The following is a 20,614-nucleotide window of genomic DNA, read 5'->3' as shown; positions in this document are numbered from 1 at the left end:
GTGTTGGAACAATCCAAACAGACAGTTGGATCTGTCACAAAAAGAATTATTAGACAATTGAGTTATGAGTTGGAGTCACCATCGAGTAAAGCTGCACTGGCAAAAATTAGAAAAACGTTGGGTAAACCCTTGAGCGATGCAACAGATATCTGGCCGATTTTATTTGAGCATTTACCAGAGGAGTTTGTCAATTCATACCAGCAGCCTAGCTATGAGGAGTTAGCAATTTATACAGCTATCCAATTTTACGCCTTACATCAACAAGGAACTTCAACTGGTGTGATGTTAGATGAGCCCGATACTTATCAAAATATCGGTTCTGCTCTTAGTCAACTTCGAAAAGGAGATGACACGACAGCCATCGACAGAAGGTTCAATGTTATGATTACATCATCAACTTTTGAAGAGTTGATCTACCATTTACGCCACATGATGATGTTACTCAAAACAAAGTCTCCTGCTACAAAGGTTGATTACGCTAAGTTAGCTGAGGACTTGTATTGGTTTTTAAAAAATGTACAAGAAAATCTTCGCCTAAATTGGGCAAGATCATATTATAAACAAATCAAAGGAGAAAAACACAATGACAACTAATCAACGCTTATTTTTAGATATTCATGCTATACAAACTTTGCCACCTTCCAATATGAATAGAGATGATACAGGTAGCCCAAAGACCGCTCAGTACGGGGGTGTAAAAAGATCGCGCGTGAGTTCTCAAGCTTGGAAGAGAGCTATAAGAGACTATTTTAATACTTATGGAGAACAGTCTAATGTCGGTGTCCGAACAAAAGACATTGTAAGATATGTTGCAGGTAAAATTGTAGAACTAGATAATTCTATCAGTTTTGAAGATGCACTAACCAAAGCAGATACAGTCTTGATAGCTACTGGAATTAAGAAAAAAGGTGAAGTCAAGGCACTTTACTTTATGGGGGATAGACAAGCTGAAAAATTAGCTCAAGCGGCCTATGAAAATCTGACTGATAAAAAAGAACTTCAAAAACTAGCTAACTCAAATCCAGCCATTGATGTTGCTATGTTCGGTCGAATGGTAGCTGAAGATCCAACTCTAAACGAGGATGCTTCCTCTCAAGTTGCCCATGCTATTTCAACACATGCTGTACAAACTGAATTTGATTTCTTTACTGCTATTGATGATTTGGCTCCAGAGGATAATGCAGGTGCAGGTATGCTGGGAACCATCGAATTTAACTCTTCTACGCTCTATCGTTATGCCAATGTTGCGATTCATGAATTATCAAAACAACTAGAGGATGAGAAATCCTTAAAGAACAGTTTGAATTTATTCATCGAAGCATTTGCAAATTCACTCCCGACAGGAAAAGTGAATACCTTTGCCAATCAAACTTTACCACAGGCTCTAATCGTTTCTTTGCGTGATGATCGTCCTGTTAATCTTGTCAGTGCTTTTGAAGAACCAGTTAAATCAACAGATGGTTATGTGGCAAAATCTATTGAAAAACTGTCTAAAGAGTATACAAGAGTTGAAAAATTCGTGAATAAACCACTTTTGACTTTCTATGTGACTTTGGATGAGAATGAGAGTTTAAAACAAATAGGTGAGGAAAAATATTCAGTTTTAGAATTATTAAAAGATTTTTCGGAAACCTTAGGACAAGTCCTCAAAAAATAGGTGAATGGCATGAAGACTATTTTGTTGAAATTTGCTGGCCCTTTGCAATCTTGGGGGACAAGTTCACATTTCGAAACAAGACATACGGATTTTTATCCTTCTAAGAGTTCTGTTATTGGGTTGATTGCTTCAAGTCTAGGATATCGTCGAGACGATGATGAAAAAATTACTCGTTTAAACGAGCTGGATTTTGCAGTTCGAGTGGATCAACAAGGAAATTTACTCAGAGATTTTCATATTGCACAGAAGTATACAGAAAAAGGAAAGTTTGAACGAAATTATGTCACAAATCGTTATTATTTAGAAGATGCTGTTTTTGTAGTAGCTCTTTCTCATAGTAATGAGCAGTTTTTGGAAATGATTTTACAAGCTTTGAGAAATCCCTATTTCCAACCATTTATGGGAAGAAGGGCTCTGCCGTTGACTGCAGATTTTATCTTAGGTGAGACTGAGATTGGAGCAGTTGAAAGTTTGAGAACTCTTGAGTGGCAAGCTTCACCATGGTTTATGAAGAGAAAGCTTATGGATGCCGTAACTTTAGAAATCTATTCTGATAGACATTTAACCGATAGAGGTATTTATCAACTGAGACAAGATGTTGTCAAGTCTTTTTCACAAAAGGGGAGAAGGTTTGGCTATAGGTATGAAACTAGAGAACTGGTTCAAGTTCGGAATTCGTTTCGAGATAAAAATACGGCACATGATGTTTTTAAGAGTATAGGAGATTGATGGTATGTATATCTCAAGAGTAGAAATTGATCGGACCAATCGCCGAAAAATTAGGTGCTTAACACATATAGGCGCTTACCATGCTTGGGTAGAAGAGAGTTTTCCAGAAGAAATGGAACAATCTATTCGAACAAGGAAATTATGGCGTATAGATCGTATCCAAGATAAAGATTACCTGATTATTGTTAGTGAAAATAAACCTGATTTACAACGATTAGAAAAATACGGGGTTTCTGGTAGTGCTCAAACTAAGGATTATCAACAATTTTTAGATAATATCTATACTGGTAGCCGAATGAAATTTCGAGTGGTGCTTAATCCAGTTATTTCCTTAGTATCACCAGATAATCTTAAAAGAGGTATTGTAAAACCTCATGTTACGAGTGAATATCAGATGAATTATCTAATAGACCGCTCTGACAAAAATGGATTTTCACTGATAAAAGAAGATTTTTCAATCGTTGAACGTGGTTATGAGGTGTTTAAAAAAGCTGTTAAACCTATCCGATTGATAAAGGTTGTTTATGAAGGGATCTTAACAGTTAGTGATGCAGATCTTTTTAAGAAGCTTTTGACTGAAGGAATGGGAAAGAAAAAAGCATACGGTTTTGGTTTAATGACCGTAATTCCATTGGGAAACGAATCATGGTAAAAAAAAGTGGAACGAAGAAAACATCTCTGCGAGAACTTCCTAAAATAAGCGATCGTGTCAGCTTTATTTACGTAGAACACGCAAAGATAAATCGTGTGGATAGCGCTATTACAGTGCTTGATAGCAACGGAACAGTTAGAATACCTGTTGCTATGATTGGTGTATTATTGCTAGGGCCGGGTACTGATATTAGCCATCGTGCTGTAGAGTTGATAGGAGATGCTGGAACCAGTATGGTTTGGGTTGGTGAGCGAGGTGTTCGTCAGTATGCTCATGGAAGATCCTTAGCACATTCAACAAAATTCTTAGAGAGACAGGCTAAGCTGGTTTCAAATTCTCGGTCGCGTTTAGTTGTTGCCCGTAAAATGTATCAAATGCGATTTCCTGGTGAAGATGTCACCACATTAACAATGCAGCAACTACGGGGTCGTGAAGGAGCTAGGGTGAGAAAAGCATATAGGATGCAATCTGAAAAATTCAAGGTTCCTTGGGATAAAAGGGACTACAGACCTGATGATTTTGAAGGAGGGACGGTAGTGAATCAGGCGCTATCCGCAGCTAATGTAGCACTTTACGGTTTGGTGTATAGTATAGTGGTAGCGCTAGGTGTTTCTCCAGGTCTTGGTTTTGTACATACCGGCCATGATTTATCCTTTATTTATGATATTGCAGACTTATATAAAGCTGAATTGACTATTCCCTTAGCTTTTGAAATTGCAGCTAACTATACTGAGGATGATGATATTGGTAAGTTTGCTCGATTGAAAACAAGAGATTCCTTCGTAGATGGCAAGTTAATGGCTCGGATAGTTGCTGATATTCAATATCTATTTGAAATAGATGATGAAGAGGAGTTAGTGATTGATACGCTTTCTTTATGGGATGATAAGGATAAACTTGTTAAACATGGAGTTAGTTATACGGAGAATTGATAATATGCCACTGACTGTTTTAACTTTAAAAAATGTTCCGCCGTCTTTAAAAGGGGATTTAACCAAGTGGATGCAAGAAATTGCCACAGGGGTTTACGTTGGAAATATCAATACTAGGGTTCGTGAAAAGTTATGGAATCGTATTAAGGCGAACGTTGGAAAAGGTGAGGCTACAATTAGTTATGCCTTTAGAAATGAAATTGGCTATCAATTTGATACCGTAAATGCTCAGCGGAGTGTGCTAGACTATGATGGAATCCCATTAATTCTATTACCTAGCCAAACAGACAGCAATGGAAAAATATCCAGTTTTGGATACAGTGATGCTGCTAAGTTTAGACGGATCAAGCGTTTTGGCCGTCATTCGGAAGTTTCTTCAAAACCACAGAGTTCCTATATTGTGATTGATATTGAGACGGATGGTTTAGATGAGAATGAACATACCATTATAGAAATTGGGGCACTTAAGGTTACTCCATCCACTACAGAAGAGTTTAATGCTCTTATCAAATATGACGGAATCTTGCCTACGAAGATTTCTAAATTAACGGGAATTTCTCAGACTCTATTAGAACAAAATGGTCGAAATTTAAAAGAAGTACTTTCCGATTTTTTGCTTTTTATAGGTGAATCAGCTTTAGTTGGCTATGGTATCAATTTTGATGTTAAGTTTATTAACAATGAGCTTAACAAGTTAGGCTTGCCTTTATTATCAAATAAAACTCATGATTTAAAGAAATTTGTCAAGAGTGAAAAACTATTTCTGGCTAACTATCAATTACAGACAGCTCTTAAGGAATATGGAATTGAAGAGGTAGTTCCTCATAGAGCTTTACCGGACGCTAAGTTAATCTATCAGTTATCAACAAAAGTGAATAAATTTTTGGATAGAATCAATCGGGATTAGCGATTTCAATGGGATCTTTTAGTGTTTTTCCCGCACTCGCGGGGGTGATCCTGTTCGATACGATATGTTAGATGCTTTAGTAGAGTTTTTCCCGCACTCGCGGGGGTGATCCCATTCTTTAAAATCAAACTTGCAACTTCTTCTCGTTTTTCCCGCACTCGCGGGGGTGATCCTATTCAAGTTATCAACCTAGTTGACTTTGTGACGTTTTTCCCGCACTCGCGGGGGTGATCCTAAGATCCTGGCGATTTTTGAAATGCAGATAGGGTTTTTCCCGCACTCGCGGGGGTGATCCCGCTACTAATGAACTAATTTTGCATGTCTTTACGTTTTTCCCGCACTCGCGGGGGTGATCCTTATAAATCCAATTCCAATGCGCTTTCTGACCTGTTTTTCCCGCACTCGCGGGGGTGATCCCTCGGCAGTCAACCGCTTTTCTTGCATGCCATCGTTTTTCCCGCACTCGCGGGGGTGATCCTAAGTATCAACCCTCTACAACCTTTTGCGAAAAGTTTTTCCCGCACTCGCGGGGGTGATCCCATAGCCGAAATTCGTGCAAATAATCGCTTCAGGTTTTTCCCGCACACGCGGGGGTGATCCCACATTAAAGTTAATTGTACCTGTCACAGAATTGTTTTTCCCGCACATGCGGGGGTGATCCTGGCTACGAGCCAATCTATTACAGCTACAAGCCGTTTTTCCCGCACATGCGGGGGTGATCCTATCAGCATGACTGACCGTGACCTTGATACGTTGTTTTTCCCGCACTCGCGGAGGTGATCCCGGATAAGGCATGGCAATGATGTCTCCGTTTGAGTTTTTCCCGCACACGCGGGGGTGATCCTCGTATTCCTTGAACTGGAATTGCTGGATATAAGTTTTTCCCGCACACGCGGGGGTGATCCCAGGCAAACACAGATGCTTGTATTCGCTTTATGGTTTTTCCCGCACATGCGGGGGTGATCCCGGTCTCGAAGACCTGAAGAAAGCACGCAAGAAGTTTTTCCCGCATACGCGGGGGTGATCCTAAGTTTCAAGATAAGTTTAAGAAGATTGGTAGGTTTTTCCCGCACACGCGGGGGTGATCCTGATCCGACTGAGGGCTTTGTAGTCGCTCGTAAGCTTTTCCCGCACACGCGGGGGTGATCCTGATCCGACTGAGGGCTTTGTAGTCGCTCGTAAGCTTTTCCCGCACATGCGGGGGTGATCCTGGTGTAACTGTCCCAGCTAAACATGATACACTTGTTTTTCCCGCACATACGGGGGTGATCCCGCTGGTGCAAGTAGTTGGCTTGCTCAGGAAGCGTTTTTCCCGCACACGCGGGGGTGATCCTAAGGTTTTCGTTGAGGAGCATAAGATGTACCGGTTTTTCCCGCACACGCGGGGGATTGACTACATAAAATGAGATATAAGAAAAATATCCCTATTGAAAACTGATAAATTAGAGATAGGAGTGTTTTATTATAGGAAAAAAACATATTTTGTGTAAATGAAGATATCTTAAATAACAAAGGAGAAGACAAGTAAATCGAATGAATTCATCATGTAGACATTTGGTAACAATAACATCAGTTGGGTAAAAAACTTTTAGAAGAGTATAAGGAAATTTGTCTTGTATCTGTTGTCTTAAAGTGTTTCAGAACTAAATGCTCAATATTTTTTGATTGGAAAAACGAGACTAAAATCCTTCTGCCAAATCCTTGGCTCTCCTGGCTGGTGCTAGTGAGACCGAGGTTGCTCCCCTGGTCGAGCGCCTCATCGCAGAGAAAACCTTTAACTTAGAGATAGCCCAGCGCTATCTAGAAAATTTACGATCATAAAAAAACTCAGATCAATTGGTCTGAGTTTTTTGTAGTTAAATACTTTTTCCAGGTAATAGGGTGACTGGTAAGAAGTAACCAGTTGTCGCGACTTCCTTGCCTTCAATCTTCTGCAAGAGGAGATCAACAGTGAGGTGGGCAATCTCTTTTAGAGGCTGCTTAATTGTTGTCAGATGAGGGTAGTAGTTCTCGATAAAGTAAGTCCCATCATAGCCGATGATCTTAAGCTCTTCAGGAACAGAAATTCCCAGTTCCTGAGCGATTTTGATAACTAGGATAGCTGTCAAATCATCCGAAGCAAAGATGGCATCTGGTTTCTGATGAGTCAAGATATTCTTGATTTCCATTTCTTTTCTGACGGGAGAAAAGTCACTCGAAACATTGATAATAGGAGCTTTTGGGAGTACAGATGCAAAGCCAGCATGACGCAGTCCAGTAGGTGAGTTGGAATTGTCATTCCCTGTAATCATGATAATAGATTGGGCACCTGTCTTGACTAGGGTTTGGGCAGCGAGGACCCCGCCACCGTAGTTATCAGAGGAGACAACAGGGATGTCTGGTGATAGATTTCGGTCAAAGGAAATGATCGGCGCTGTCACACGATTGTAGTCTTCGATTCCCAAGTTGTGACTTCCAGAAATGATACCGTCGACCTGATTGGCCTCTAGCATTTCGATGTATTCCCGTTCTTTTTCAGAGTCATGCTCGCTGTTACAGATGATGGTCTTGTAACCATTCTTGAAGAGCTGGTGTTCCAACTTGTCAATCAACTCTGCATAAAAGACATGACTAATGTTTGGGAAAATGAGACCAATTAACTTAGCAGATTTTCCTTGGAGGCTTCGAGCCAGGTTGTTGGGCTTGTAGCCCAATTCTCTCATGGCTTCATTGACCTTTTGAATGGTTTTTTCCGATAGATACCCCTTTTTATTGATAACCCGTGAGACGGTAGTGGGGCTGACGCCTGCAAGTTTTGCGACATCAGTTAGTTTTGCGACCATAATCTAATTCATAGTAAGTTCCAGTTGGATTTCCAGATTTGATGAGGATACCGTTTTGGTCCGTATGCGGAAAGACGCGACCAGAAAATACTTTTTCTCCTTTATTGATGAAAATTTCAAAGATAGAATTGTCGATGAAGATGTTAGCAGTAGTAGCTTGGTTATTGATAGGGCAAGAACGAGTCGTCCCAAATTCTTGGGCATACTGCTCACCAGCCTGACTACGATCCACTGTAACTTGACCATTTACAAGGTCGAAGTTGATTGAAAGCCCCTTACCATCTTTATCAGCTAGTAAGACAATCTCGCTCTGGCTATTGGCTTCCAAGTTGAGCTCCAGTTCATAGGTGTTCTTGGTTTGAGCACGGTTTGAGAAGGTTTCCTCAGAAGCACGAAGTTCTTTGATAGCTGCGACTGGGTATTGGTAGAGTTTGCCATCTTTGATAGTGAGTTCTTTTACCAAGGAGAAGGTTCCTTGGTGGTCAAAACGGTCAGATGGGTAGGCTACATCTGGTAAACCAAGCCAACTTACTGCTAGTGCACGTCCGTCAGGAGCGTTGAAGGCTTGAGTTGCATAGGCTTCGAAACCATAGTCTAGATTATGAAGTTGAGACACATCTACCATTTTAGCATTTTCAGGATCAAAGGAAACCCCGATTTTGTACATATTTGGAAAGATATTATCGTAGTCTAGAACTTTTTTATCCAATCCTTGTGGACAGTAGAGAAGGACAGGTTGCTCACCTACAAAGACCAAGTTTGGACATTCCATCATGTAGGCAGTGCGGTCGTTGGCAAAGTCTAGGTCACCAACTGCCTGCCAGTTTGTGTAGTCATTGTTCACAGCCTTGTAGAGACGAACAAATCCTTTTTTCTCCAAGTCCTGACCACCCACGATGGCATAGTATTTCCCCTTAAAGTTGAAAATTTGTGGGTCGCGGAAGTGGTCAGTAGAGTCAGAAGGTTGGTCGATCAAGACCTTGTCAATCTTCGTGATTTTACCACTTTTGTCCAAGAGAGCCCCAATCTGGTAAGGGTGACGGATCCAGTTTTCATCACGGACATTTCCTGTATAAAATAGGAACAACTGATCGCCAAACTGCATGGCAGAACCAGAGTAGGCCCCGTGGCTATCGAGTTTTGTATCAGGTAAGACTTTGACATTAGTTTCTGCAAAGTGCACCAGATCATCACTTTCAAGCTGCACCCAAGACTTCAAGCCATGAGCTGCACCAAAAGGAAAGTTCTGGTAAAAGAGCATCCATTTGCCATCAAAATAAGAAAAGCCATTCGGATCATTGAGAAGCCCCATTTTTGGCTCGACATGGTAACGAGTATGCCAAGGAGATTGCGCCATCTTTTCCTTGATTTGCTTGATTTCATCATTAGACCAATCTTCATAGCGTCTGTAGCGACGCTCTGTTGTCCATTCCATTTTATCTTTCCTCCTAAAGTTCTACTATCTTAATAGTAAACGTTTTCGGCAAAAAAAGCAAGTCTTTTATGTTAAAAAAGAGGAAAAAATGTCAAACGATTGCCAGAAATTAAGCAGAAGAAATCGAGCAAATTTTCACGAAAAAATGAAAGGAAATGAAAAACGAAAGCTTTGAACCCTCTAATTTAAGGATATTTTTATAAGTAAATAGAAGAACTCAGTCAAAAACTATCATGAACGGAGATAAAGAAGAAAAGGAAAATAAAAAACTCTGCAAAACGCTTGACATATTTTAGAAACATGATAAAATAATAGTCGTAGGGCGAATAAAATCGCTTTCAAACAAGAACAAAATTTTTATAAGGAGATTATTGCAAATGAACAATCAGGATATTGCAAAAAAGGTCATCGAAGCCCTTGGCGGACGTGAAAATGTCAACAGTGTAGCCCACTGTGCGACTCGTCTACGTGTCATGGTCAAAGATGAAGGGAAAATCAAGAAGGAAGTGATTGAGAACTTGGATAAAGTTCAAGGAGCTTTCTTTAACTCAGGCCAATACCAAATCATCTTTGGGACTGGTACAGTAAACAAGATGTACGACGAAGTGGTTGCACTTGGTTTGCCAACATCTTCTAAAGAAGACATGAAAGCAGAAGCTGCTAAACAAGGAAACTGGTTCCAACGTGCTATCCGTACTTTCGGTGATGTCTTTGTACCAATCATCCCAGTTATCGTAGCAACTGGTCTCTTCATGGGTGTTCGTGGTCTCTTGAATGCTCTCGGAATGACACTTCCAGAAGATGTTACCATTTACAGCCAAATCCTCACAGATACAGCCTTCATCATCTTGCGAGGTTTGGTTGTGTGGTCTACCTTCCGCGTATTCGGTGGAAATCCTGCCGTTGGTATCGTCCTTGGTATGATGCTGGTTTCTGGTTCGCTTCCAAACGCTTGGGCAGTAGCCTCAGGTGGTGAAGTAACGGCTATGAACTTCTTTGGCTTTATTCCTGTTGTTGGTTTGCAAGGTTCCGTTCTTCCAGCCTTCATCATCGGGGTTGTCGGAGCCAAGTTTGAAAAAGCTCTCCGCAAAGTGGTTCCAGATGTCTTGGATCTCTTGGTGACACCATTCGTGACACTTTTGGTTATGTCTATCCTTGGACTCTTTGTCATCGGACCAGTCTTCCACGTTGTTGAAAACTACATTCTTCTCGGAACAAAAGCGATTCTTGGTTTGCCATTTGGTCTCGGTGGTTTGGTCATCGGTGGGGTTCACCAATTGATCGTCGTATCAGGTGTGCACCACATCTTCAACTTGCTTGAAGTGCAATTGCTTGCTGCTGACCATGTGAATCCATTCAACGCTATCATCACTGCAGCAATGACAGCTCAAGGGGCTGCAACTGTTGCCGTTGGTGTCAAAACTAAAAATCCTAAACTGAAAACACTTGCTTTCCCAGCTGCTCTTTCTGCCTTCCTCGGTATTACAGAGCCTGCTATCTTCGGGGTAAACTTGCGTTTCCGTAAACCATTCTTCCTTTCATTAATCGCTGGTGCTATCGGTGGTGGATTGGCTTCAATCCTTGGACTTGCTGGTACTGGTAATGGTATCACCATCATCCCTGGTACAATGTTGTACGTTGGGAATGGTCAATTGCTTCAATACCTTCTTATGGTAGCTGTATCATTCGTTCTTGGTTTTGCACTTACTTACATGTTTGGTTACGAGGACGAAGAAGAAGTTGCTACTGAAGTGGCAACAGAGCGCTTGGTCCAAGAAGAAACAACTGGTAACATTCCAGTAGCTCCTCAAAATGAAACACTTGTAACTCCTATCGTTGGTGACGTAGTTGCTCTTGAGAATGTCAATGATCCAGTCTTTTCAAGTGGCGCAATGGGACAAGGAATCGCAGTGAAACCAAGCCAAGGTGTGGTTTACGCACCAGCTGATGCCGAAGTATCGATCGCATTTCCAACAGGTCACGCCTTTGGTTTGAAGACAGCCGATGGAGCTGAAATCTTGATTCACGTTGGTATCGACACTGTATCTATGAACGGTGAAGGCTTTGAACAAAAGGTTGCTCAAGGCGACAAGGTCAAAGCAGGTGACGTTCTTGGAACCTTTGACTCAAACAAAATCGCTGCCGCAGGTCTTGACGACACAACAATGGTTATCGTTACCAACACAGCAGACTACGCTTCTGTAACACCAGTCGCAAGTGGTTCAGTTGTCAAGGGTGACGCGATCATCGAAGTGAAAGCCTAATCCTCTTCAAAAATCAAATCTAAAAACGAACAAATGACATGTTTGTTCGTTTTTGCTTGAATGGTAAGATTTACAGAGGAAAATCTAAAATATAGAGAAATGTAGCTCTTCAAAATGTGCTATAATAGAGAAAACAAAGATAAGAGGTTTATCATGACAAAATTATACGGAAGCTTAGAAGCAGGCGGTACAAAGTTTGTCTGTGCTGTCGGAGATGAAAATTTTAATGTTGTAGAAAAAACACAGTTTCCTACAACAACTCCTATCGAGACGATCGATAAAACCATCGAGTTCTTTTCAAAATTCGATAACCTTGCAGGTCTTGCTGTCGGATCATTTGGTCCGATCGATATCGACAAAAACTCAAAAACCTATGGCTTTATCACAACGACTCCAAAACCAAACTGGGCAAATGTGGACTTGCTTGGTGCCCTTCGTCGTGCCCTTAATGTACCCATGTATTTCACCACAGACGTAAACAGCTCTGCCTATGGTGAAGTGGTTGCCCGTAACAATGCTGGTGGTCGTATCGAAAACTTGGTCTACTACACTATCGGTACAGGAATCGGTGCAGGTGTTATCCAACGTGGGGAGTTTATCGGTGGTGTGGGTCACCCTGAAATGGGTCACTACTATGTAGCCAAACACCCAATGGACGAGGAGAAAGAGTTTAACGGCGTTTGTCCTTTCCACAAGGGCTGTTTGGAAGGCTTTGCGGCTGGACCAAGTCTTGAAGCTCGTACAGGTATTCGTGGTGAAAATATAGAACTCAATAACTCTGTCTGGGATGTTCAAGCCTACTATATTGCTCAGGCTGCTGTCAATGCTACTGTGACTTTCCGCCCAGACGTGATCGTCTTTGGTGGTGGAGTCATGGCCCAACAACACATGCTGGACCGTGTGCGTGAGAAATTTACAGCTCTTCTAAACGGCTACCTACCAGTACCAGATGTGCGTGACTACATTGTTACTCCAGCAGTCGCAGGAAATGGTTCTGCTACACTTGGGAACTTTGTCCTTGCTAAGAGTGTCGCAAAATAAAACAAACAAAAAATCCGCTTGGGCAACCAAACGGATTTTTCTATTCTCAAAACATCTGCCAGAAGAAATCAATAATATAGGTCAAACCATAAGTATAAACTACTAGGGTAAAGGGTTTGGTCAACACGATGATAATCATATAGCGCTTGAAGGTCATCTTGGTGAGGGCAGCCAGCATGCAGAGAAAGTCAGCTGGACTGATAGGCCAAATCATCATAAAGATAAAGAAACGCTCGAAACGATTGCCCTTATCTAGCCAACCGATGTATTTGTCATAGGTGTGCTTGCTGACGACTGACTGGACAAAGGCAGCTCCGTAGAGACGAACCAGGTAAAAGATAATGGCACAGCCAATCACGATGCCGATATAGTTATAGATGGTTCCAATGATATGACCGTATATAAAGACTCCAGCCACTGAAGTCAAAGCACCTGGAATGATCGGAACGACGGTTTGTAGGATCTGTAAAAAGATAAAGAGTGGTGGTCCCCATACCCCAGCTTGCTGGATAAAGGCTGATAGGGTTTCCTTGGACTGTAATACTCCTGCCTGATAGGCCCAAATACAGAAAATCAAGGTGCCGACTCCCCCGACGATAGATGAGATATTGATGACTTGCTGCAGAAGGGGAGAAACAGCTTTCATTTGCTTATCCTGTGACATAGAAACTCCTTATAGATAGTATGATTCTACTATACCATATTTTATGGAGAAAAACTATATAGATCATCTGAGAGGTGAAATAAGTGTGGTAAAATGAGAATAAGAAAAAGACGGTATAGGAATGAGGGGTATCATGTTAGGTTTAAACTTTAAAGGAAGTTGGCGTCAATACCAAAAACAGGTTTTGGATTGTTTTCAAGACTACCAAGCAGACGGTCATGTTCACCTAGTGGCTGCACCAGGGTCTGGAAAGACCACCATTGGTATCGAGCTAATCGCTCGTTTTGGCAACCCAGCCCTTATCTTGGTTCCAACTGTCACCATTCGTGAACAATGGGTAGATAGAATCCAAACAGCTTTTCTAGAGGACAATCAGAGACTTTCAGATCTCGTTTCCCAAAACTTAAAGGAGATGAAGGCACTAACGATTGTGACCTATCAGGCTTTTCATAGTGCCATGAATCAATTGCAATCACAAGAAGATGGAGAAGCAGAGGATTTTGTGGGGTTTGATTTGCTTGCAAGTCTAAGAACTCAGAAAGTTGCGACTCTTTGCTTGGACGAATGCCACCACCTGCGCAATGAATGGTGGAAAAGTCTGGAAGCCTTTCGCAAGCAGTATGGACAGCTGCAAGTCATCTCCCTGACAGCAACACCACCATATGACAGCGAGCCAGAACTCTGGGAACGATATATCCGTATATGTGGGGAAATTGACCAAGAAATCACGGTACCTGAACTAGTCAAGGAAGACACTCTTTGCCCTCATCAGGATTTTGTCTATATGTGTTCACCAACAGCTGAAGAGGCGGAACGTCTCAAACGGTTTGAGGAGACTAAGTGGGACTATATTCATCACCTTATAGTCGATCCTGATTTTCAAACATTTGTAGCAGGGTCTAAGGTCCTCAAAGGGGATATTTCATCTGATTTGCTTTTAGAAGATCCCAAGTACTTGTCTGCTATGTTGATTTATATGCATTCTCAGGGGTTAACGATTCCTCCCTCTTTGCAAAATTTACTGGGAACCCAGAAGCTTCCAGCATTGACCTCCTACTGGCTGGAGACGCTGTTGCAGAGCATACTCTATCAGACACCAGATTGGTATGAGGATCCAGATGGATATAGGAAAAAGTTAGAGGCTGACTTGAAGGCGCGTGGGTTGGTGGAAAAACGTCAGGTTTATCTGGTTAAGTCTAAGGCTTCTGACCAGATTTTAAGCCAATCTCTAGGGAAGTTGTCTGCCATTGCCGATATCTTTTTGACGGAGTATGAGAGTCTAGGTCTGGAACTGAGACAGTTAGTACTAGCTGACTATATTCGCAAGGATTTTGCCACCTATCTGGGAGATAATCAGGCAACCATTTCTCAGTTGGGGGTACTCCCTTATTTTGAAAGCATTCGTCGAAAAGCTCAGGAGCAAGAGATACCTGTGTCTTTGGCTGTCTTGTCAGGTAGTGTCGTTATTTTGCCTACCGATGTGGCAGCAGAGTTTAAGGATCTCTTGCCTCAGGTTCCTCTTAGTTTCTCACCTATTGGTCACTTGGATCCAAAAGATTATGTGCAGGTTGGTTTTCCGAGCTCAGCTAAGGGAATCGTAGCAGCAGTGACGGAGCTTTTTCAACGAGGGCGGATTCAAGTCCTAGTCGGAACCAAATCTCTCCTCGGAGAGGGTTGGGATGCTCCTTGTGTTAATTCCCTAATCCTCGGAAGCTTTGTGGGGAGCTTTATGCTAAGTAACCAGATGCGCGGGCGTGCCATTCGTATCTGGTCGGGACATCCAGAAAAGACCAGTAACATCTGGCATCTGGTAGCCGTTCAAGCGCAAGCACTTATCACTCTTCCTGGTGAGGAGCCTAGACCAGAGAGCAATCAAGATCTGCAGACCTTGTCGCGACGGATGGAGCATTTTCTTGGATTGGCCTATAATCAGGAGAGTATTGAGACCGGTTTGGATCGTTTGGATTTTCCAAAGCCCCCTTTTAAGAAAAAGCAAATCAGTGAGTACAATGAGCGAGTTAAGAGTCTCTCCAAGGATCGAGCAGGCTTGAGACAAAAATGGCAGGAAGCTCTTGTCGTAGCGGATCAGTTCGAGGTAGTTACAGAAGTCGCAACTCAAAAACAGAAGGTCCCAGTCATGCTCTTGCTTGATGCATTAAAATGGGTTCGCATGTCATTGCTCTTGTTGGCAGTAGATTTGTTGGTCTTGCTATTTAGACTGAGATTGATCGGTGTTTGGTGGCTTACGACAGCATGTCTCCTCTTTTTAGTCTTTGCATCTTGGCGCTACCTCCGCTATAAGAGTCCTTATAAACGTTTGCAATCTCTGGGTGAGCAGATCCGAAAGGCTCTGCTAGATTCGGGGCATCTAACGGATGATCAATCCCGTGTTCAGGTAGAGGAGGACAAGGAAAACTACATGGTCTTTGCCTATCTCAAGGGAGGAAGCATGAGGGACAAGGAGTTGTTTGCGCAGACTGTGGGAGAGTTCTTTGCTCCAGTGGACAACCAGCGTTATCTCTTGAAGGCAGAGAAAGTCCGACAAGGTCAGTCACCTTACTATGCCGTGCCTAGTCTTTTTGACAAGCGCAAGGAAGAAGCACAGAAATTCCTCGACTTTCTGACGCCGACTATCGGACGCTATCACCTCGTCTATACACGAACAGAGGCAGGAAGGAAAACCCTTCTCGAAGCTCGTATCAAAGCTCTCTCTAACAAAAACGACCGTATCTTGATTAAGAAGAAGGTTAAAAGCCGGTTGGAGTAGGGGAGTTTACAAGAGATAAATAAGTAAATTCTCTTAAAATATAAACACAATTAGAGACAGTAAGAGACGATTGACTAGTTCAAGTAAGAAGGAGAAGAAAGTTAAAGTAGAAGAAATAGAACAAGTAGCTGGATAAGGACAACCCCTTAGAAAAGGATTTCTAAGGGGATTTTTGTGGATTCGTGGTATAATTTTTATAAAAGTAGGCGCTATGAAATATTTTGTTTTTTAGAAAGAAATACTATGGATGATAGATTTATTACATTAAAGCACTTTGATACTTCAGTAGCAGCTAAAAATGTTGCTAAATTACTTGAAGAAAATAAAACTTATTTCTTAAATGGGAACTGGGGTTCTGGAAAAACAGAATTTCTAGTTGAAGTTGGTAAGAATACTAATAAAAAATTAGTTACGATAGACTTTTGGAGATTAAACGATAACCGCTCAACGATTGAGATTGTTTTTTCAAAATTACACCCGTTGGTATATAGCCTTTTAAGGATTTTCATAGTTTTATGTGTCGCAGTTTCTATCTTAATGACTAATGTAGTTGATTTGGGTTTAAGTTCTTTTTTTGAATCTTTTTGTGTTAAATTAATTATTGGGAGTATTGTTTTATTAGTAGCAATCTATCAATTTTTTAAAATCAAATCAGATGGTTTTTACAGTTGTTTACTAACTTCTAAATGTCTATCATTATCTCGAAAAGTATTAGTTATTGATGATTTTGATCGAATGTCTAACAAACAACAAGAGGAGAGTTATAAAATTTTTAGCTTGCTTAATGGCAAGATTCCAATTGTTTTTGTTGGAGATATTGAGAAAGTGCATCTTAACGACAATAATTTCCTCTCTAAAATTATTGATAGACGGATAGAACTACCATTTGTTCTTCACCCATCAAATATTTGGCAAGATTATTTTGAGTTGCTAGGAAAGAAATTTAGTACGAGATTGTCAGATGATTTTTGGAAAAGGTTCAGCTTTGAAAATAGAAATTTGCGAGATAGAAATCATTTTAATGACTATGTCAATCAAGAATTCTTTTCAAGGGGTAAATTAGGACATGTTCAGGAGGAACAGCAACTTTGGATTATCTATACCTACCTTTTTTATCCTGAATTATATAAACAATTATTAAAGGCTGAAGAAATAAAAGTCAAGGATGATGAAAAAATTAGTTTTACATGGCTGTTCAAGTTTGGACGAAGCATACAAGAAATACTGTCAGACATTCAACAATCAGCTCTTAACCAATATCCACCAAGCTATAAAATGAATGGCTCGGCCTATTTTCTTTATGAAGAATCTCTAAATCGTACAAAAGAGGAAATGGATACATTACTTGAGACAGATAGTCAGGAATTATCAAGAGAACTAAGAGAGGGGAATCATAAGACTGATTTTTATCAATATCTCTCAAGTGAATATAAATCTTTTTCTGAAAATCAGAAAGCTAAACTACTACGTATGACTATACAGGAATCTCTTAAATCTTATAATAGCCCTGCAATGGACTATATTGTTGCAGAAAAGTTAAATGAAGAAATTCCCCGATATGAGAGGAATAGTCCTTTAAGTGAGGAAATAATAGGTAGAATTGTGAATTTCTGGGAAAGTATTCTGAGAAAAGAAGGTTTGGATCCGTCTGAGATACTTTATTTTATGGAAAAACATAGAGTGCTGACCTTCTATGATTTGGGTCGTCACTATTCAAACTTAGAAATTAATAATGAAAATTTCGCTAAGCTAAGACGAAAAGATTTCTTTCTCTTGACCTATCTTAGTTCAATTGAAAAATTTAATGAATTTGAAAGTTGGAATAGAAGTATTTGGGATGCCATGGAGCAGTTTGGAGGCAGAGAGTTCTTAGTATTTTGGGAATTTCAAGGAATTCTTTCAAATGGATTGGGTTATTACTGTTTTGATGTTGTTCCTAGAAACAAAAAATATTTTCTTATGATGGGTGAAAATCAAGATAAAATGAAAAAGAATAGGTCTGTCATTGAAAAGATTCAGCCGCAACTTGAGCAATTGGAAGCTAAAGGATTTACATTTGAGGAGAAAATAGATAGGGAATACTGGTAGGCAATCTATGAGTTTTAAAGGATAATTGGTTAGTATGTTCTCCTTTTAGTAATATTCTTCATGCTTGTACCCTTTTCTCGTGTTAAATTTCGCTCCCACTCGTCCTCCCTAGTTCAAGTGGTTTTTCTAGGAATATGATAAAATAGAAAAGATAATATATTTATTTAATGGAGTGATTGTGATAGTATTTATTGAATTGATAAATGAGAAGATTAAAGCAGTGTAGATAAATTGGAATTTGTGGAGAGATAGGATGATTAAAAAAAGTGTGGAATCGGAACAAGGAAATACGTATTATTGGACTAATGAAAATGTCGAAAAACCATGCATTGTAATGCTTCCTGGATTGACAGCTGATCATAGATTATATGATAAACAAGTAGATGAATTTAAAAAGGATTTCAATATTATTGTTTGGGATTGCCCATGTCACGGAGAGTCCAGACCATACAGTACGTTTAATTACAAATTAGTGACGCAAGAACTGGAAATTATATTAAAAACGGAGAATGTTAAATCGGCAATATTTATTGGGCAATCACTTGGAGGAATGATAGCTCAATATTACATAGAAGGACATCAAGAACAAGCAATAGGTTTTATTTCTATAGATAGCGTTCCTTTTGGAAATTATTATAGCAAATCAGATATGTTTTGGTTAAACCAGATTGAGTGGCTAAGTAAACTATACCCAGATAAAATGCTAAGAGATTTTATGGCAAAAGGTTGTGGTGTTTCTGAGTATACTCAGAACAGTATGAAACTTATGCTCTCAATCTATAGTAAAAGGGAACTATGCCATTTGATGTGGATAGGTGAAGCAGCATTTATTCCTGAAAATCATGAAATAAATTTGAAATGTCCTGTAATACTTTTACTTGGGGAGAACGATAAGGTTGGTAAAGTGTCGCAGTATACAAGAGAGTGGCACAAAAGGGAAGGATACCCACTACATATTATTAAAAATGCCGCTCATAATTCAAATCAAGATAATCCTGATGAAGTAAATGATTTAATAAGGAAATATATAAATAAATGGCTATAAAGATATTGTAACTACTGTAAAATCGACAAATCCTAGTTTGTTGAACTTAGCAATTTATAAGTTTTTAAGAGATAGAACCTATAAAATTTGCACGAGAACTGTAGGTAGGAGAAGAAATCTTCCTATTGACTTATCTCAGTGTAGTTAATAAATTTGGGCAAATTAAGTCATGGGATAGCAGTATATGAAATGCGATAGATTGTTTTGGAGATAAGGAATTTTTATCATTTTGGAAATTCCAAGAGATTCTTTCTACAGTGGAAATTATTTTGACTTTGATAAAATTCCAGAAAATATGACCTATACTCTTTGGATAGAAAAATACGCTTTTGAACCTCCTCATGAATTTGAAGATTATAGGGAGGATGTTATTAGAAAGATTCGTCCGAAACTTGAGCAACTGGAATTAAAAGGATTTAAATTTGTAGAAGAAATAGATGGAGAACATAGACGTAGGAATTAGGATTTTAAAATTTGGGATTTTTTCTAATTCATTGCTTATTTTTAACCGTTATACCAAAGTTAATTTTTAGCAGTGAAAATATGATAAAATAGAAAGAAAATACATTTCCTTAAAAAATTAAGATACAACTTTGTTTCCATATTTCCTGGAAACTGATAGAAAGTAAGGAGAAACATGGAACAAACTAACCAAAAATCCCAGTGCCAACAACTCTGGGCTAGAAACAAATACCTCGTTTTGAGTCATTCTAGCAATATTTACAATGAGATTCGCCAATACTTGAAGAATGAAGTGGTGGAGGTAAGTCATGTTCAGGAACTGATCGACCGTGCCTGTCAAATCCCTGAGCATAGAGGTCAGGTTTGCAATGCCTTTCAGCATATTTGGGGCTATTTCAAAAAGAAAGCGACAGATGCCGAGCGTAAGGACTATATGCTCTTGCTTGATCGCTACCGCTATGGTCAGGCTTCTAAGGAAGACTTGATCTCTAAGACTCGAGAGTTGCTTGATCGCTATCCCAATACCTACTTGCAACATTCGACTTTACTGAAAGGAGACTCCCATGAGACTTTGGCATGAGGCTTTGATTTCACAACTTCCCCGTCCTCAACTTTTGGGGCAACATCGAGAGTGCTGCGCCCTGCGTGGCAATGGCTGGGGTAGAAAGCATGCGACGGTGGACTATGTCTTTACCCACTCGCCCTATCGTCTCTACGCCTATCATCTCTTGATCATGGAGGAGATGGCTGACCGTGGCTACAATGTCAGTCCAGAATGGTTGGACAAGAACTACCGAGGCAAAATTTGTCCAGCTTATGAAGACTTGCCTGAGGAAAAGTTGGACAATCCCATCTATAGTGAGCATGATGCAGGATACTATGAGGAATGTCTGGCTAATCTTCGAGAGAAAGGCATTGAGTTGGTGTAAGAGTCAGGATTAGCTCCACATTATAACTCTTCTCGTCATTTTTTTGAATAATAAAAATGAGATCTTTAGAATTTTCTGAAGGTCTTCTTTTTAAGGGAAATATCAGAATTACAAAAGAAAACCAACCTATAGTCTTTTCTAATAACAAGCCATAGTCATTGATGAGAATCGTCAATAGCTCGTTTGAGCATTCCAACTAAAATACAGCAATAAAACAAGC

At 40.1% G+C, this 20,614-nt stretch carries 17 protein-coding genes, 1 pseudogene and 1 CRISPR repeat array; of the genes and pseudogenes, 15 read left to right on the top strand and 3 right to left on the bottom strand.

Going from position 1 to position 20,614, the window contains the following annotated elements; all coding sequences use genetic code 11:
* From casB to cas2e, 6 genes are read left to right on the top strand one after another with little or no spacing between them, the layout of a single operon-like run.
* On the top strand, positions 1–594 hold the full coding sequence (gene casB, locus K1I97_RS00570; protein ID WP_000893381.1) for a type I-E CRISPR-associated protein Cse2/CasB: 594 nt from the start codon (positions 1–3) through the stop codon (positions 592–594).
* A complete protein-coding gene (gene cas7e, locus K1I97_RS00565; RefSeq protein WP_223331081.1) occupies positions 584–1,657 on the top strand; it encodes a type I-E CRISPR-associated protein Cas7/Cse4/CasC in 1,074 nt (357 codons plus the stop codon). Before casB ends, cas7e begins: the two co-directional genes overlap by 11 nt.
* A gap of 9 nt (positions 1,658–1,666) precedes the next feature.
* On the top strand, positions 1,667–2,386 hold the full coding sequence (gene cas5e / locus K1I97_RS00560; protein WP_223331082.1) for a type I-E CRISPR-associated protein Cas5/CasD: 720 nt from the start codon (positions 1,667–1,669) through the stop codon (positions 2,384–2,386).
* Between the two features lie 4 nt (positions 2,387–2,390).
* A complete protein-coding gene (gene cas6e, locus K1I97_RS00555) occupies positions 2,391–3,038 on the top strand; it encodes a type I-E CRISPR-associated protein Cas6/Cse3/CasE (protein ID WP_223331083.1) in 648 nt (215 codons plus the stop codon).
* Positions 3,032–3,970 (top strand): type I-E CRISPR-associated endonuclease Cas1e, encoded by a 939-nt coding sequence (cas1e, locus tag K1I97_RS00550; RefSeq protein ID WP_223331084.1) that lies wholly within the window; start codon positions 3,032–3,034, stop codon positions 3,968–3,970. Before cas6e ends, cas1e begins: the two co-directional genes overlap by 7 nt.
* A gap of 4 nt (positions 3,971–3,974) precedes the next feature.
* On the top strand, positions 3,975–4,877 hold the full coding sequence (cas2e, locus tag K1I97_RS00545; RefSeq protein ID WP_223331085.1) for a type I-E CRISPR-associated endoribonuclease Cas2e: 903 nt from the start codon (positions 3,975–3,977) through the stop codon (positions 4,875–4,877).
* A 23-nt stretch (positions 4,878–4,900) separates the two neighbouring features.
* A CRISPR array of direct repeats spans positions 4,901–6,210; the repeat unit is 28 nt; unit sequence GTTTTTCCCGCACTCGCGGGGGTGATCC.
* 523 nt (positions 6,211–6,733) lie between these two features.
* Here cas2e and K1I97_RS00540 read toward each other — a convergent pair.
* Entirely contained in the window at positions 6,734–7,699 is a 966-nt protein-coding gene (locus K1I97_RS00540) for a LacI family DNA-binding transcriptional regulator (RefSeq protein ID WP_223331086.1), read from the bottom strand.
* On the bottom strand, positions 7,680–9,134 hold the full coding sequence (locus K1I97_RS00535; protein ID WP_223331087.1) for a sucrose-6-phosphate hydrolase: 1,455 nt from the start codon (positions 9,132–9,134) through the stop codon (positions 7,680–7,682). The genes K1I97_RS00540 and K1I97_RS00535 overlap by 20 nt, the downstream gene beginning before the upstream one ends.
* A gap of 377 nt (positions 9,135–9,511) precedes the next feature.
* Here K1I97_RS00535 and K1I97_RS00530 point away from each other — a divergent pair, with 377 nt between their 5' ends.
* Both K1I97_RS00530 and scrK read left to right on the top strand, forming a co-directional pair.
* Positions 9,512–11,398: a sucrose-specific PTS transporter subunit IIBC gene (locus K1I97_RS00530; protein WP_223331088.1), complete on the top strand. Its 1,887-nt coding sequence runs from the start codon at positions 9,512–9,514 to the stop codon at positions 11,396–11,398.
* A 153-nt stretch (positions 11,399–11,551) separates the two neighbouring features.
* Positions 11,552–12,439, top strand: coding sequence for a fructokinase ScrK (gene scrK / locus K1I97_RS00525; RefSeq protein WP_223331089.1), 888 nt, complete (start codon positions 11,552–11,554; stop codon positions 12,437–12,439).
* Between the two features lie 46 nt (positions 12,440–12,485).
* On the opposite strand, the gene K1I97_RS00520 is transcribed toward scrK, so the two are convergent.
* Positions 12,486–13,103: a TVP38/TMEM64 family protein gene (locus K1I97_RS00520; protein ID WP_223331090.1), complete on the bottom strand. Its 618-nt coding sequence runs from the start codon at positions 13,101–13,103 to the stop codon at positions 12,486–12,488.
* 133 nt (positions 13,104–13,236) lie between these two features.
* On the opposite strand from K1I97_RS00520, the gene K1I97_RS00515 reads away from it, so the two are divergent.
* The 7 genes and pseudogenes from K1I97_RS00515 to K1I97_RS00490 all read left to right on the top strand — a co-directional run bounded on the left by K1I97_RS00515 (position 13,237) and on the right by K1I97_RS00490 (position 20,394).
* On the top strand, positions 13,237–15,870 hold the full coding sequence (locus K1I97_RS00515; protein WP_223331091.1) for a DEAD/DEAH box helicase family protein: 2,634 nt from the start codon (positions 13,237–13,239) through the stop codon (positions 15,868–15,870).
* A gap of 37 nt (positions 15,871–15,907) precedes the next feature.
* Positions 15,908–16,006, top strand: a pseudogene (locus K1I97_RS10265) (DUF6261 family protein); the annotation flags it as partial.
* 107 nt (positions 16,007–16,113) lie between these two features.
* Entirely contained in the window at positions 16,114–17,958 is a 1,845-nt protein-coding gene (locus tag K1I97_RS00510) for a P-loop NTPase fold protein (protein WP_061426838.1), read from the top strand.
* A 253-nt stretch (positions 17,959–18,211) separates the two neighbouring features.
* Positions 18,212–19,003: an alpha/beta fold hydrolase gene (locus K1I97_RS00505; RefSeq protein WP_049484307.1), complete on the top strand. Its 792-nt coding sequence runs from the start codon at positions 18,212–18,214 to the stop codon at positions 19,001–19,003.
* Between the two features lie 229 nt (positions 19,004–19,232).
* A complete protein-coding gene (locus K1I97_RS00500) occupies positions 19,233–19,466 on the top strand; it encodes a hypothetical protein (protein WP_049484308.1) in 234 nt (77 codons plus the stop codon).
* A gap of 174 nt (positions 19,467–19,640) precedes the next feature.
* Positions 19,641–20,045, top strand: coding sequence for a YbgA family protein (locus K1I97_RS00495; RefSeq protein ID WP_049484309.1), 405 nt, complete (start codon positions 19,641–19,643; stop codon positions 20,043–20,045).
* On the top strand, positions 20,029–20,394 hold the full coding sequence (locus tag K1I97_RS00490) for a TIGR02328 family protein (protein ID WP_223331092.1): 366 nt from the start codon (positions 20,029–20,031) through the stop codon (positions 20,392–20,394). Before K1I97_RS00495 ends, K1I97_RS00490 begins: the two co-directional genes overlap by 17 nt.
* The last annotated feature ends 220 nt before the right edge of the window (positions 20,395–20,614 follow it).

Origin of the sequence: Streptococcus oralis, assembly GCF_019929345.1 — a bacterium.
Taxonomy (GTDB): Bacteria; Bacillota; Bacilli; order Lactobacillales; family Streptococcaceae; genus Streptococcus.
This window is presented reverse-complemented; position numbering and strand designations above follow the sequence as displayed.

What these genes read in the sequence shown, in the direction of transcription:
- K1I97_RS00530 (WP_223331088.1), top strand. Translation starts at nt 9,512, where the DNA reads ATGAACAATCAGGATATTGCAAAAAAGGTCATCGAAGCCCTTGGCGGA.
- cas6e (WP_223331083.1), top strand. Translation starts at nt 2,391, where the DNA reads ATGTATATCTCAAGAGTAGAAATTGATCGGACCAATCGCCGAAAAATT.
- K1I97_RS00510 (WP_061426838.1), top strand. Translation starts at nt 16,114, where the DNA reads ATGGATGATAGATTTATTACATTAAAGCACTTTGATACTTCAGTAGCA.
- K1I97_RS00535 (WP_223331087.1), bottom strand. Translation starts at nt 9,134, where the DNA reads ATGGAATGGACAACAGAGCGTCGCTACAGACGCTATGAAGATTGGTCT.
- cas7e (WP_223331081.1), top strand. Translation starts at nt 584, where the DNA reads ATGACAACTAATCAACGCTTATTTTTAGATATTCATGCTATACAAACT.
- K1I97_RS00515 (WP_223331091.1), top strand. Translation starts at nt 13,237, where the DNA reads ATGTTAGGTTTAAACTTTAAAGGAAGTTGGCGTCAATACCAAAAACAG.
- K1I97_RS00540 (WP_223331086.1), bottom strand. Translation starts at nt 7,699, where the DNA reads ATGGTCGCAAAACTAACTGATGTCGCAAAACTTGCAGGCGTCAGCCCC.
- cas5e (WP_223331082.1), top strand. Translation starts at nt 1,667, where the DNA reads ATGAAGACTATTTTGTTGAAATTTGCTGGCCCTTTGCAATCTTGGGGG.
- K1I97_RS00520 (WP_223331090.1), bottom strand. Translation starts at nt 13,103, where the DNA reads ATGTCACAGGATAAGCAAATGAAAGCTGTTTCTCCCCTTCTGCAGCAA.
- scrK (WP_223331089.1), top strand. Translation starts at nt 11,552, where the DNA reads ATGACAAAATTATACGGAAGCTTAGAAGCAGGCGGTACAAAGTTTGTC.
- K1I97_RS00505 (WP_049484307.1), top strand. Translation starts at nt 18,212, where the DNA reads ATGATTAAAAAAAGTGTGGAATCGGAACAAGGAAATACGTATTATTGG.
- K1I97_RS00495 (WP_049484309.1), top strand. Translation starts at nt 19,641, where the DNA reads ATGGAACAAACTAACCAAAAATCCCAGTGCCAACAACTCTGGGCTAGA.
- cas1e (WP_223331084.1), top strand. Translation starts at nt 3,032, where the DNA reads ATGGTAAAAAAAAGTGGAACGAAGAAAACATCTCTGCGAGAACTTCCT.
- K1I97_RS00490 (WP_223331092.1), top strand. Translation starts at nt 20,029, where the DNA reads ATGAGACTTTGGCATGAGGCTTTGATTTCACAACTTCCCCGTCCTCAA.
- cas2e (WP_223331085.1), top strand. Translation starts at nt 3,975, where the DNA reads ATGCCACTGACTGTTTTAACTTTAAAAAATGTTCCGCCGTCTTTAAAA.